At 64.6% G+C, this 12,978-nt stretch carries 13 protein-coding genes and 1 riboswitch; of the genes, 7 read left to right on the forward strand and 6 right to left on the reverse strand.

The features are described 5' to 3' along the window. Nucleotides 1–142: 142 nt before the first annotated feature. The 5 genes from gcvPA to H0W65_RS10560 all read right to left on the reverse strand — a co-directional run bounded on the left by gcvPA (nucleotide 143) and on the right by H0W65_RS10560 (nucleotide 5,369). Nucleotides 143–1,501 carry an aminomethyl-transferring glycine dehydrogenase subunit GcvPA gene (gene gcvPA, locus H0W65_RS10540; RefSeq protein WP_294007406.1) on the reverse strand — a complete coding sequence of 453 codons (1,359 nt, stop codon included), beginning with the start codon at nucleotides 1,499–1,501 and terminating at the stop codon, nucleotides 143–145. After that, nucleotides 1,501–2,283, reverse strand: a complete 783-nt coding sequence (locus H0W65_RS10545; protein ID WP_294007408.1) for a trans-aconitate 2-methyltransferase — start codon at nucleotides 2,281–2,283, stop codon at nucleotides 1,501–1,503. Before H0W65_RS10545 ends, gcvPA begins: the two co-directional genes overlap by 1 nt. Continuing rightward, nucleotides 2,265–2,636, reverse strand: a complete 372-nt coding sequence (gcvH, locus tag H0W65_RS10550) for a glycine cleavage system protein GcvH (RefSeq protein WP_294007410.1) — start codon at nucleotides 2,634–2,636, stop codon at nucleotides 2,265–2,267. Before gcvH ends, H0W65_RS10545 begins: the two co-directional genes overlap by 19 nt. A gap of 4 nt (nucleotides 2,637–2,640) precedes the next feature. Beyond that, nucleotides 2,641–3,759, reverse strand: coding sequence for a glycine cleavage system aminomethyltransferase GcvT (gene gcvT / locus H0W65_RS10555; protein ID WP_294007412.1), 1,119 nt, complete (start codon nucleotides 3,757–3,759; stop codon nucleotides 2,641–2,643). A gap of 156 nt (nucleotides 3,760–3,915) precedes the next feature. Beyond that, nucleotides 3,916–4,014, reverse strand: a riboswitch (glycine riboswitch). 722 nt (nucleotides 4,015–4,736) lie between these two features. Further along, the gene (locus H0W65_RS10560) at nucleotides 4,737–5,369 is read right to left on the reverse strand and encodes a hypothetical protein (RefSeq protein ID WP_294007414.1); all 633 of its coding nucleotides are present in this window, start codon (nucleotides 5,367–5,369) and stop codon (nucleotides 4,737–4,739) included. Nucleotides 5,370–5,463: 94 nt separating this feature from the next. Between H0W65_RS10560 and ispH the strand changes: the two genes are divergently transcribed. Both ispH and rnhA read left to right on the forward strand, forming a co-directional pair. Continuing rightward, nucleotides 5,464–6,411 (forward strand): 4-hydroxy-3-methylbut-2-enyl diphosphate reductase, encoded by a 948-nt coding sequence (gene ispH, locus H0W65_RS10565; protein ID WP_294007416.1) that lies wholly within the window; start codon nucleotides 5,464–5,466, stop codon nucleotides 6,409–6,411. 3 nt (nucleotides 6,412–6,414) lie between these two features. Next, nucleotides 6,415–6,858, forward strand: coding sequence for a ribonuclease HI (rnhA, locus tag H0W65_RS10570; protein WP_294007418.1), 444 nt, complete (start codon nucleotides 6,415–6,417; stop codon nucleotides 6,856–6,858). Here rnhA and H0W65_RS10575 read toward each other — a convergent pair. Continuing rightward, a complete protein-coding gene (locus tag H0W65_RS10575) occupies nucleotides 6,855–7,961 on the reverse strand; it encodes an FAD-binding oxidoreductase (RefSeq protein WP_294007420.1) in 1,107 nt (368 codons plus the stop codon). The genes rnhA and H0W65_RS10575 overlap by 4 nt on opposite strands. A 49-nt stretch (nucleotides 7,962–8,010) precedes the next feature. On the opposite strand from H0W65_RS10575, the gene H0W65_RS10580 reads away from it, so the two are divergent. Genes H0W65_RS10580 through H0W65_RS10600 form a run of 5 tightly spaced genes read left to right on the forward strand, consistent with a single transcriptional unit; the run spans nucleotide 8,011 to nucleotide 12,950 of the window. Continuing rightward, complete coding sequence (locus H0W65_RS10580) at nucleotides 8,011–8,484, forward strand: prepilin peptidase (RefSeq protein WP_294007422.1); 474 nt, start codon at nucleotides 8,011–8,013, stop codon at nucleotides 8,482–8,484. Between the two features lie 45 nt (nucleotides 8,485–8,529). Further along, nucleotides 8,530–9,582 (forward strand): Flp pilus assembly protein CpaB, encoded by a 1,053-nt coding sequence (cpaB, locus tag H0W65_RS10585; protein WP_294007424.1) that lies wholly within the window; start codon nucleotides 8,530–8,532, stop codon nucleotides 9,580–9,582. A 1-nt stretch (nucleotide 9,583) separates the two neighbouring features. Further along, on the forward strand, nucleotides 9,584–11,020 hold the full coding sequence (locus tag H0W65_RS10590) for a type II and III secretion system protein family protein (protein WP_294007426.1): 1,437 nt from the start codon (nucleotides 9,584–9,586) through the stop codon (nucleotides 11,018–11,020). 29 nt (nucleotides 11,021–11,049) lie between these two features. Beyond that, nucleotides 11,050–11,679: a CpaD family pilus assembly protein gene (locus H0W65_RS10595; RefSeq protein ID WP_294007427.1), complete on the forward strand. Its 630-nt coding sequence runs from the start codon at nucleotides 11,050–11,052 to the stop codon at nucleotides 11,677–11,679. A 2-nt stretch (nucleotides 11,680–11,681) separates the two neighbouring features. After that, nucleotides 11,682–12,950 (forward strand): pilus assembly protein CpaE, encoded by a 1,269-nt coding sequence (locus H0W65_RS10600; protein ID WP_294007429.1) that lies wholly within the window; start codon nucleotides 11,682–11,684, stop codon nucleotides 12,948–12,950. The last annotated feature ends 28 nt before the right edge of the window (nucleotides 12,951–12,978 follow it).

The following is a 12,978-nucleotide window of genomic DNA, read 5'->3' on the forward strand; positions in this document are numbered from 1 at the left end:
ACCCCGCACTGATCCCTGCTGCCAATCTCGAACAGCAAAGGCTCTTCGAGCATCAGCGCGCGGTTGCCGGTGGTGGTGGCAGGCGTGGCGGCGGCGTTGCTCGCTGGGCTCGACGAGCGCCAGCCCGAGGGATTGACGGCGCTCATGCGCAGCACTCCTTGAGCGCCGCTTCCAGCGCGTCGATATCCTCGTCGCAGACCACTTCGGTAACCGCGACGACCAAGCCGTTTTCAAGCGACGCTTCGCCGGGGTATAGCCGCCCGAGCGACACCCCCCCGAGCACACCCTTCTCGACCATCGCATGAACCACCGGGCGCGCCTCGATCGGCAGCTTAAGCGTGAATTCGTTGAAGAAAGCGTCGTTGACGCGGCTGACTCCCGGGATCGCCGACAGCCGCTCGGCGACCTCGACCGCGCGCGAATGATTGATCTCGGCGAGTTGCCGCAGCCCCTTCTCGCCGAGCAGCGTCATGTGCACGCTGAACGCCAGCGCGCAAAGGCCGGAGTTGGTGCAGATGTTGCTCGTCGCCTTTTCGCGGCGAATATGCTGCTCGCGGGTCGAAAGGGTCAGCACGAAACCGCGTTTGCCCTCGGCGTCGATCGTTTCCCCCGCCAGCCGCCCGGGCATCTGCCGGACGAACTTTTCGCGCGTTGCGAACAGGCCGACGTAGGGCCCGCCGAACTGCAACCCGACCCCAATCGACTGGCCCTCGCCGACGACGATGTCGGCGCCCATTTCGCCCGGCGCCTTGATAAGGCCGAGCGCGACCGGCTCGGTCACCACCGCGACCAGCAGCGCACCAGCGGCGTGCGCCGCCTCGGCGATCGGCGTCAGGTCGGCGATGCGGCCGAGGATGTCGGGATATTGGACGACGACGCAACTCGTCTCCTTGTCGATGCTGGCGATTAGCCGCTCGGCATCGGTCGCTGCGTCAAGACTGGGCAATTCGGTATCGAGCGTGTCGCCGGTGAACTTGGCCATTGTCCGGCAAACCGAGACATAGTGGGGGTGAAGCCCGCTCGACAAAATTGCCTTGGACCGCCGCGTGATCCGCCGCGCCATGCCGATTGCTTCCCAGCAGGCGGTCGAACCGTCGTACATCGACGCGTTGGCGACCTCGCACCCCAGCAGTCGGGCGACCTGGGTCTGGAATTCGAACAACACCTGCAGCGTGCCCTGCGCGATCTCCGGCTGATAGGGCGTGTAGGCGGTCAGGAACTCGCCGCGCTGGATGATGTGGTCGACGCTGGCGGGCACATGATGCTTGTAGGCCCCGCAACCAAGGAAAAAGGGGACTTCGCCCGCGACCATATTCTTCTTGGCCATCGCGCCAAGCTGGCGCTCGACCGACATTTCACTTGCTTGCATAGGCAGGCCCGCGATCGGCCCGGCCAGCCGCACCTCTTCGGGCACATCCTTGAACAATTCGTCGATCGAGGCGGCGCCGATCGTGTCGAGCATGGCAGAGCGATCGGCATCGCTCAGCGGCAAATAACGCATTATCTTGGCTTCCTCATGATGAAGCGGAGGCGGACATAGTCGGCTAATGTCGTTCCGACGCGGGTCGCGACGGCATCAGCGATTGCGGCGCGCTCCTCGACGGGAACGCCAGCGCGGTCGAGCCAGCCACGACGAAAGGTAGTGACCCAAGCCGCCACGCCATGCTCAAGCGGCGTGGGACGCTCGATCAGCCGGGCGTCGATCTCCTTAAACCCGGCGTTCTCGTAGATCGCGGTGAAATCCTCGACCGTCGGATACCAGTTGGCGGCATAAGTGGGCGGACCGAAGCCACGCGCCACCAGCACGTCGTCGAGCGCCTCGCGGAGGCTGGCGAGGTTACCGTCGCCGCCCATCTCGCCAGCGAAACGGCCGCCATTGCGAAGCGCGAACCAAATCGCGCGGGCAGCGCGTTCCTTGTCGATCACCCAATGGAGGGTAGCATTCGAGAATGCCGCGTCGAACGCCTCGGCAAATTTCAACTGCGCGGCATCCATCAATCGCGCGTCTAGGCCCTTGGCCCGGGCGGCACCGACCATGCTCAGGCTGTTGTCGATGCCCACGACATCCGCGCCTACGTCCTTGATCTTGAGCGTCAGCGTCCCGTCGCCGCAGCCAACGTCGAGGATATGCTCGCCCGGCTGCGGATCGAGCAGATCGAGCGCGGCCTGCCCCAGCGCAGGGACAAACCCCCCGACCCGAGCATAATCACCCGCGTCCCACTGGCTTGTCGACGCGCCAATTTCTCCCAAGGCGGGCGGGGCGATCAGAGCGTTTTCACCCACTCGCGATAGGCGGCTTCGTCCATCAACCCATCGACCTCGGATGGGTCGGCCAGCGTCATCTTGAAGAACCAGCCTTCGCCTTCCGGATCGCGGTTTATCAGCGCGGGATCGTCCGCCAGGGCGGGATTGCCCTCAATGACCTCGCCCGCGACCGGCGCGTAGACATCCGACGCGGCCTTGACCGATTCGACCACGGCTGCCTCGTCGCCCTTGTTGAGCGCGCGGCCCTGCTCCGGGACTTCGGCGAAGACGATGTCGCCTAGCGCCTCCTGGGCATGATCGGAAATGCCGATCGTGGCGGTGTCGCCCTCGATCCGGATCCATTCATGCTCGCCGGTGAAATAAAGGTTCATCGTCTCAAGCTCCTGTCTTGCGGAAATAGCGATGCGGGACGAACGGCATTGGCGTCACCTCGGCCTCGAACAGCTTGCCACGCTGCTGGAGCTTCAGGCGGGTGCCCAGCACGGACCGAGCAGTCGCGACATAGCCCATGGCGATCGGCCGCCCGAGTGTGGGAGAATGACCACCGCTCGTAATTCGGCCGACCTCATTGCCCTCGCCGTCGAGAATCAACGCGCCCTCGCGGACCGGCTGGCGGCCGTCGACCAGCAGCCCGACCCGCTTCTGCACCGAGGCTTGGTCCAATTCGGCCAGGATCCGCGCGCTGCCCGGAAAGCCACCCTCGGCGCGGCGGCGCTTGCCGATCGCGAATAAAAGGTCGGCCATTACCGGCGTCGTCCCCGGATCTAGGTCGTGACCGTAGAGCGGCAGCCCCGCCTCGAGCCGCAGCGAATCGCGCGCGCCTAGTCCAATCGGTCTGACCCGGCCGTCGGCGACCAACGCGTCGGCCAGCATCGCCGCATCGCGCGACGCGACCGAGATTTCGAACCCATCCTCCCCGGTATAGCCCGACCGGCTGATCCACAGCGGCTTTTCGCCCCAATCGAACAGACCCGCCTGCATGAATGTCAGATCGGCCACTCCGGGGAGCAGCGTATCGAGCACCGCCACCGCACTGGGCCCCTGAAGGGCGAGCAGCGCTTGCTCCTTCATATGATCGAGAACGACGGTTCGCGGCAGCCGCCGTTCGAACTGCTCGATGTCGCCCGCCTTGGTCGCGCCGTTGACGACGAGGTAGAATTGGTGACCGCGACGCGTCGCCATCAAGTCGTCAAGGATTCCGCCGTCCTCGGACAGCAGCATCGAATAGCGCAGCCGGCCGTCCTTCAGCGCGAGCAGGTCGCCGGGCAGCAGCGTTTCGAGTGCTTTGTCGAGGTCCGGGCCACCAAACAGCAACTGCCCCATATGGCTGACGTCGAACAGGCCGGCGTTTTCGCGCGTCCACAGATGCTCGGCCATGATGCCATCAAACTGGACCGGCATGTCATAGCCGGCGAACGGGACCATTCGGGCGCCATGCGCGCGGTGCCAGCCGTCGAGCGGCAAAGTTTGGATCGATTCGGTCACATCAGTCATCGCGCGCTCCCAAGATGCCCGTGCCGCCCGCGCCGCCTGGCGCGTCCGTCACGAACCCCCGTCTGTCGCGAGTACCTGAGAGCTTTCCCCTGGGCGTCGTACCCAGGGTTACCCCTTCGGCGGCCGCGTCCGAGGACGAGGCACTTTCCAGACTGTCGAGCAGGCGCGGTCCTTGTGCCTGAGAGATTCCGGGGGCGGTTGCTCCTTCGGCGTCTCATTCGATTGCTCGAACGAAAACTCTCCCGCGCTTGCCTCCCGCAGACCGTTACCTGTCCGCGAATGACTGGCTTGCCTTGGCTTAGGCCGCCTGCCGAGTCAAACGGAGTCGGCCGAAACCCGTGCCCGGTCGCGCTCTGAAGGAAAGCCTCTGTTGGCGGGCCGACGGTCGAGCCCGAATTCCTTCAAAGATACGACGGAGCATCACATCGCCAAGCGGGCTCTGCGAGATAAGAGCAAGATTGTCCTCATCGGAAACAAAAAGAAACTCCTCAGATCCGAATTTCATCGCATCGAAAGAAGTGAATCTTTCAGTCCCAATATTGCCGTATCTCTTGAGCCGGCGAGAAACGATCGGCCATTCCTCGAGCGAAAACTCGAGGCTAACGCGAGATGGATTAAGATTAAGCAATTGCATGCGCAGCTCCGCTCGGCATCTAAGCCATTAAAGTGAGTCACTCAAGTGCGCAGGCCGACACGCCGCTTCGATAACTGCGAACCAATTGCCGTAACGGACGTAGAACCAATCGGCACCAGGGCCGATCGGGTCGCCATATTTCGCTAAATTTCGACGTTCCATCAATTCAACAGCAGCTGGTGGATCGAAAGCCCGAAAGGCCTTTTTGAGATCGTTCCTGAGTAGAACAAGCGCTCGGCCAATTTCCTCGTCGCCCTTGCCCTCGCTTCGCAACGTCTGAGCGACGGCGGCTAAATCTCTTACCGCCCGTTCATAAGCTTCTCGGGCTGTCTTAGCCAATTGATCAGCGCGTGGCGTTGTAGCGCAGTTGCTCCTGGGTGAGCTGGAAGCCGATGAGATGTTCGAAGGTGGCGCGGGCGACCGCGTCGCGAATCTTGGGGTCCGACAGGGGATCGACCGACGCATCGGCATCGGTCGGCTTGCGCTTGCGTGTCAATTCCTTGCGAACCTCTTCCGGCAGGGTGGCTATTGACCGCGAGACCTGGATCGTTGCCTGGCCGGAAGTCTGCGCACGCACGCTGCCCGCCGCGAAATTCAGCCCGACATTGCCCAGCCTTTTGGCGACGACCTGGTTCCCTGCCTGCATGGCGACGCTGAAATAAGGGAGGACGACCGTTCGCGCCTGGCTGGGATCGCGACGCGTCGCGACCACGTCAAACGTCGCGGTCGACACGACGTTGGCGCCGCTCTCGTCGCAGGTCGAACGGACGTTGGTGATCGCCGCGGACACGTCGAGCGCCGCCGCGTCGGTCCGATTCGACGGGTTGAACAAGGTGATGTCCCCGGTCGCGGCCGGGATGCCGACCTGTGGACAGGCCGAACGGGTGATGTAGATGCCGCCATCCTCGATGTTGCCTTCGCGAGAACAGGCCGACGCGATCAGGACCAAGGCAAGGGCGGTAAAGCGAAGCGTCAAGATAGCGATTTCCTTTTGGGCGCGCGGGGGATGTTGGCCTGCGTTCATAGGAAGCGCCTTGGCTGGCTGCAAGCAATCGCTTACATCGCGCGCAATGGCCGCCACCCTACCCCCGCTCCACCTGTTGATCGCCGCGCCGCGCGGCTTTTGCGCTGGCGTCGATCGGGCGATCAAGATCGTCGAGCTGGCGATCGACCGGTTCGGTCCGCCGGTCTATGTCCGCCATGAAATCGTTCACAACCGGTTCGTGGTCGACCGGCTGCGCGGGATGGGCGCAGTGTTCGTCAAGGAAATCGACGAGGTGCCCGACGGCCGGCCGGTCGTCTTTTCCGCCCATGGCGTGCCGAAAATCGTCCCCGCCGCCGCCGAAGCGCGGGGCCTAGACTATCTTGATGCCACCTGCCCCCTGGTCAGCAAGGTCCATCATCGGGCGCAGCGGCTCATCGAGACCGGACGGCACATTTTGTTCATCGGCCACGCCGGCCATCCCGAGGTGCTCGGCACGTTCGGCCAGGTTCCCGATGGAACGATGACCCTGGTCGAGACGGTCGAGGACGCCGAGAAAATCGTCGCCGATGATCCCGATCGCTTGAGCTTTCTCACCCAGACGACGCTGTCGGTCGATGACACGGCTGCCATCGTCGAAACGCTGCAACGACGATTCCCTTCGATTCGCGCGCCGAGGGGCGAGGATATTTGTTACGCCACGTCAAACCGCCAGGGCGCCGTTAAGGCGATCGCTGCGCAGTGCGAAAGGATGCTGGTGATCGGCGCCCCCAACAGCAGCAACTCGCTACGCCTGGTCGAGGTCGCCGAGCGAATGAATGTTCCGGCCCGCTTGATTCAGCGCGCGGCGGACATCGATTGGGACTGGCTGGGTGCACCTCGCACGCTGGGTCTCACGGCCGGGGCGTCGGCCCCCGAAGTGCTGGTTCGCGAAGTGGTCGAGGCCTTGGCCGGACGCTTTAGCGTCACCGAGGAGGAGACGGCGCACGTCAGCGAGAACATGGTGTTCAAGCTGCCGCGCGAGCTTGTTGTCTGACGCATGGTCGAACTGCCTCAAGTCGACATCTTTACCGATGGCGCCTGCAAGGGGAACCCAGGCCCGGGCGGCTGGGGCGCAGTGCTGCGCTTCGGGCCCAAGGAACTTGAGCTTTCCGGCGGCGAGTCGCCGAGCACCAACAACCGGATGGAATTGATGGCGGCGATCGAATCGCTCAAGGCCCTCAAGAAACCGTGCCGTGTCCGCCTGACCACCGACAGCGTCTACGTCCGCGACGGCATCACCAAATGGATCCACGGCTGGCGCCGCAACGGCTGGCGCACGGCCGACCGCAAGCCGGTCAAGAATACCGAGCTTTGGCAGGCGCTGCTCGACGCCGCCGAGCGGCACCGGGTCGAATGGCATTGGGTCAAGGGGCACGCCGGCCATGCCGAGAACGAGCGCGCCGACGCGCTCGCCTGCGCCGAGGCCGACGCGCGGCGCTAGCGACGTTCGAGCGGCCGGAAGTCGGCGGCGTCGATGCCGGCCAACTCGCCGGGCAGTGTATCGCCCTTGATCAGCGCGGCGCAGAGCAATGATGCCGCCGGCGCCGTCTGGATGCCCATGCCTCCCTGCCCCACGCACCAGAAGAAGCCCGGAACGAGCGGATCGAAGCCGAATTTCATCGCCCGGTCCGGCGCGAAGGTGCGCAGTCCAGCCCACTTGCGCTCGACCGCTTCGACCGGCCAGTCGACCGCATGCTCGAACCGTTCGATAGCAACGGCGATATCGATTTCCTCGGGCGCGGCATCGCACGGGTCGACCGGCGTCTCGTCGAGCGGGCAGACCCATATGCTGTTGTCGCTCTCGCCCTTGAAATAGAAGCTGGTGTGAAGGTCGGTGACGAAGGGGAGATCGCGAAGACCGCGCCGGCCGACTCTCAACTGCACCACGGTTCGCCGCCTGGGCTCCAGCCCGAGCGGCCTTACACCTGAGCGCAGCGCGACATCGTCGCCCCAGGCGCCGGCGGCATCGACCAGCATTTGGCTCTCGATCGCCCCGTCGCTGGTCTCGGCGACCCATCGACCCTGGTGACGGCGCGCAGAGCGAAGGGCGGCGTCGGTCCTGATGACAGCGCCGCGGCGGCGCATGGCGGCAAGACAGGCGGCGTGAAAGGCGGCAACTTCAATGTCGGCGCAGCTCGCTTCGTACCATGCGCCCGTCCATTGCTCGCGCAGCCCGGTAATCGCCGCCTCCAACTCCGATCGGTCGAGATGAATCGGGGCATCCTCTCCCCGCAAATCGGCCGCATCGTCCATTCGTTCGCCGCACGGCCCGGTCAAATGTATCGCGCCGCGGCGTCGCAACAGCGGCGTGTTGGTGCCCGGCCAGCCGGCGTCGAACATCGGTTTCGACGCCAGGCTCAATTGCCGCTCCGGACTGTTGCCGCCAAGGCTCGCCTGCCAAAAAGCTGCGGACCGGCCGGTGGCGTGAACGCCGCAATGCTCCTCGGCCTCGATCAGCGCCACGCGCATTGACCCCGCAAGCCGCGCGCCGAGACTTGCTCCGGCAATCCCGCCGCCGACGATCAAGAGGTCGAACCGGTCCATGCAAGCGGTTGGTTACGGTTTGGAAAGGCGCGCCGTCTAGGGGAATGCCATGACCAACGATGGATTCACCTTGGTTTTGCTCGGCCTGCTCGCCCTGACGCTCGTCTGGATAGCGGTGGTCGATCTTCGGACCCTGACCATTTCCAACCGCGTCAATCTGGCGATCGCGCTGGCCGCACCGCTTTACTGGTGGTCGGCGGGAGTCGCTTTTTGGCCCGACGGCGGAATTCGGGTTGGGGTGGCGGTGGCGGTGTTCCTGCTGTTCGCCATCGCCTTTTATGTCGGGGCGATGGGCGGCGGCGATGTCAAACTTGCCGCAGCGCTGGCGCTGTGGTTCCCGCCCGCCGCCACGCTTCTCCTGGTCGTCTTGACGTCGCTTGCCGGCGGTGTGTTGACCCTCATCGTGATGGGCACCCACCGCGCCTGTAAAAAGGAAGGCCGTCCGGAAGTTCCGTATGGCGTCGCCATCGCGTTCGGCGGATTGTGGTTACTCGCCCAACGCTTTCTTAACCATTTTGCCTGATGGTCCGCAACATCAACGGGACCCTTTAGGGAAGGCGTGTTCGCCATGGACGTCAAGAAAGTTGCTCTGCTCATCGGAGCGCTGGTCATCGCGGTGGTTACCGCTGTCATGGCCAAGAACATGTTCACTGGAGCGGGGGCCGAACAGGCCAACGCGGCGCCGGTCGTACCGATGGGGCCGAAGGTTCTGGTGGCGCGCAAGGCATTGCCGGTCGGCACGATCATCGATGTCGAAAGCCTCGCCTTCCAGGCATGGCCCAAGGAATTGGTGCAGAACGCCTATTTCACCGAAGGGTCGCCCGACTCCAACATGGCTAAGCTGCTCGGCACGGTCGTGCGCAACCCGATCACCGCCGGCCAGCCGCTGACCCATGGCACGCTGGTCGGGCCGCAGGATCGTGGCTTCCTCGCCGCGGCACTCGGCCCGGGCATGCGCGCCGTCACGGTTCCGGTGTCGAACACCAGCGGCGTCGCCGGCTTCATTTTCCCGGGCGACCGGGTCGATATGGTCCTGACTCAGGCGGTTGAGGGCGGCGGCGATGGCCCCCCGCTCAAGGTTTCCGAGACGATCGTGCGCAACCTGCGCGTGCTCGCCACCGATCAACGTATCGACAGCAAGGACGAGGAGGGCAAGACCCAGGTCAAGACGTTCGCCTCGGTCACCTTCGAAGCCACGCCGCGGATCGCCGAAAAGATTGCCGTCGCCCAGTCGATGGGCTCGCTCAGCCTGGCGCTGCGCTCGATCGCCGACAATTCGGCTGAGCTCGAGCGCGCCGTCGCCTCGGGCGAAGTCAAGGTACCGGCCGGCGCCAATCCGGCGCAGGAGCGGCAGATGCTGCTGACGGTCGCCAACCGGCCTGCCGATGGCAACACGACCTTCACCACCGGCGGCGACGTGTCGCGCTTCCAGCGCCGTAGCGTCCCCTCTCGCGCCAAATCCGATGGCGACCGTGGCGTCGAGGTTCTGAAAGACTTCACCAGCAAGCTGACCGATCGCCTGCCCGGTGGCACTGGCGGGTCGCAATCGGTCCCGAGCGGTCCCGCCGTTCGCGTCGCTCGCGGCAATACGGTGACCTACGTTCCTGTGGGAGCTCATTAAGATGACCAGTATCTCGACCCGCCGCCGCGCTCGCCTGGGCACTGCCCTCGCCGCGTTGGCTATCGGCTTCGGCACCCTCGCCGTCGCCAGCCCCGCCATCGCGCAGTCGCGTGCCGCGCGTCCGTCCGAAACGCTGACTCTGTCCCAGAACACTGGAACGCTGGTCCGCCTGTCGTCGCCGATGTCGGACGTGTTCGTCGCCAACGATAGCATCGCCGACGTCCAGGTGCGCTCATCGACCCAACTTTATGTGTTCGGCAAAGGGTCGGGTGAAACCACCATCTACGCAACCGACAAGTCGGGCCGGGTGGTCTACGCCGCGAATGTACGGGTCGGCACCAATGCCGGCTCGGTCGGCGAGATGCTTCACCTGGCGATGCCCGAAGCGAACATTCAGGCGACGCCGATGAACAATCTCGTGCTGCTTACCGGCACGGTCGCCTCGCCAACCGACGTGGAGGAGGCCCAGCGCCTCGTCCAGGCCTATGTCGGAGATGGCACGCAGGTGGTTAGCCGGCTCCGCTCAGCGACGCCGCTGCAGGTCAATCTCAAGGTCAAGATCGCCGAGGTCAACCGCAGCCTGGTCAGGCAGATGGGTGTCAACCTCCTGTCTCGCGACTCGACCGGCGGAACGCTGTTCGGCATCGCCCAGGGCGACGGCACTGCGGTGAAGTCGGCAAATCCGTTTCAAGTCGGCAATCTCCCGGGTGGAACGACGCTTGGCATTGCCGGCAAGATATTTGGTCTCGATGTCCTGTCTTCGCTCGATCTGAGCGAGGCAGACGGCCTGGTGACCACTCTCGCCGAACCGAACCTGACGGCGCTATCGGGTGAAACCGCCAGTTTCCTGGCTGGCGGCGAATTCCCGGTACCGGTCTCGCAAAGCCTTGGCACCGTGACGATCGAATATAAGCAATATGGTGTTGGCCTGGCCTTCACCCCGATCGTGCTGGCCGACGGCCGCATCTCGATGCGTGTTCGCCCGGAAGTCAGCGAGCTGACCAACGAAGGCTCGATCCGCCTCAACGGCTACAACGTTCCGGGCCTGACCACGCGTCGCGCCGAAACGACAGTCGAACTGGGTTCGGGCCAAAGCTTCATGATCGCCGGCCTGTTGCGCAATGCAAATACCAACAATGTCGACAAGGCGCCGTTCCTCGGCGACCTGCCGATCCTTGGCGCCTTGTTTCGCTCGACCAAATACCGCCGTGCGGAGACCGAGCTGGTGATCATCGTCACACCCTATCTGGTGCGGCCGGTGTCGAGCCAACTGGCACTACCGACCGATGGCTATCGCTCGCCGACGGCTGTTGAGCAAATGCTCGAAGGCCAAAGCTACACCGGCGTGTCGGGTCAAAAGGCCGTCGCCTCCCCCGGCCCGGCAATCGGCGGCGCCGCCGCTGCCGCCGCCGCGGCCAGCCCCGGTTTCAAGCTGTGACCCGCCCTACGCAACGGAAGGAACAGACGATGCGCCGTTCACTCGCTCTCCTGGGCCTCGCCACCGCGCTAGCGGCTTGCGGCCCCAATTCGCCAACCGATGGCCTCAGGGGCGTCTCCTCGGTCAACGTGCCAGTCGTGTCGCGTGCCGATTATGCGTTCGATGTCGCCGCGCCCGACGGGTCGCTTCCGTCCAGCGAGGCCGCGCGCCTCGACGCCTGGTTCCGCTCGCTCCAGCTCGGCTATGGGGACTCGATCTATATCGACGGGCCTGCCGCCTATGGCGCCCGCGATGACATCGCCCGGGTCGCTGGGCAATACGGCCTTCTGGTCAACAACGGTGCTCCGGTCACGCCGGGCGCCGTTCCGATCGGCGCGGTTCGCGTCGTCGTGTCGCGGACCCGCGCCAGCGTGCCCAACTGCCCCAATTGGTCGATTCCGTCTCAGCCCAATCTGGAAAACAAGACCATGTCGAACTTCGGTTGCGGGGTGAACAGCAACCTCGCCGCGATGGTCGCCAACCCCGAAGACCTCATCTACGGGCGCGAAGGCAGCGGCATCGGTGACACCCAGACCGCGTCCAAAGCGGTTCAGTCCTACCGCAAGGCGCCTCCTACCGGCGCATCGGGGCTGAAAGACATCAGCACCAAGGGGAACTAGTGATGAACGCTCCGTTTCAGGCACGTGCGGGCCTCCGCGATCCCTTCACGGCCTTCGTCTGCGACGACGCCACCGCCGACATGCTACGTCCGGTGGCGGTCGAGCATGGCTGGTCGCCGGAGAAGGTCAACAAGGGCGGGCTGCGCAACGCGGTGCAGTCGCTATCGGTATCCGCCAGCCCGACGATCCTGTTCGTCGATCTGTCGGAATCGGCCGATCCCTTGAACGACATTAATGCGCTGGCCGAAGTGTGCGAGCCGGGCACGGTCGTCATCGCTTCAGGCCAGGTCAACGATGTCCGCCTCTACCGCGATCTCGTCGCCAGCGGCATCCACGACTATCTGCTGAAGCCGTTCACGGTTGATCAGCTGCGCGACACCTTCGCCCATGCCCAGTCGATCCTTTCGGGGCCGCGCGGCGGTGAAGCGCAGGCCGACAAGCCCCACGTCATGGCCGCGGTCATCGGCACGCGCGGCGGCGTCGGGGCGTCGACCATCGCCACCAGCCTGGCTTGGCTGTTGGGCGAAAAGGCCCACCGCTCGACCGCGCTGCTCGACCTTGACGTCCATTTCGGCACCGGCGCCTTGGCGCTCGACCTCGAGCCGGGCCGCGGCCTGACCGACGCGATCGAGAATCCGAGCCGCATCGACGGACTGTTCATCGAACGCGCAATGATCCGTGCCAACGAGCGGTTGTCGGTCCTGTCGGCCGAAGCCCCGCTTCATCAGCCGCTGATCACCGACGGCACGGCCTTCTTCCAGCTTCAGGAAGAAATGAAGAATGCCTTCGAATCGACCGTGCTCGATCTGCCGCGGCATATGCTGATCCAATATCCCCACATGGTGCATGACGCTCATGTCGCGGTGGTGGTCAGCGAACTGACGCTGGCGGCGACCCGCGACACGATCCGCATCCTAGCCTGGCTCAAGTCGAACGCACCGCAGACCAAGATTATCGTCATTGCCAACCGCGTGCCAAGCGGCGGCGCGCTCGAAATCAGCAAGAAGGATTTCGAGCAATCGATCGAGCGGCCCGTCGACATCAGCTTTCCCGACGACCGCAAGGTCGCGGCGCAAGCGGCGAAGCTCGGCAAGCCGATGGCCGAAATCGCCACGGGCAAGATGGCGGCGCCCTATACCCAGTTGTCTAACATGGTCCTCAACCATGCCAGCGAGGAAGGCGCCAGCGCCGACCCGAAGGCTCCGAGCGGCAAGAGCCTGGTCGATAATCTGAAGTCGATGCTGGCCAAGCCGAAAGACAAGGCCGCCTAGTTGATATCGCCCGCGCGCCGGCCCTCGC

It is taken from the genome of Sphingomonas sp. (genome assembly GCF_013816785.1).
Classification (GTDB): Bacteria; Pseudomonadota; Alphaproteobacteria; order Sphingomonadales; family Sphingomonadaceae; genus Sphingomicrobium.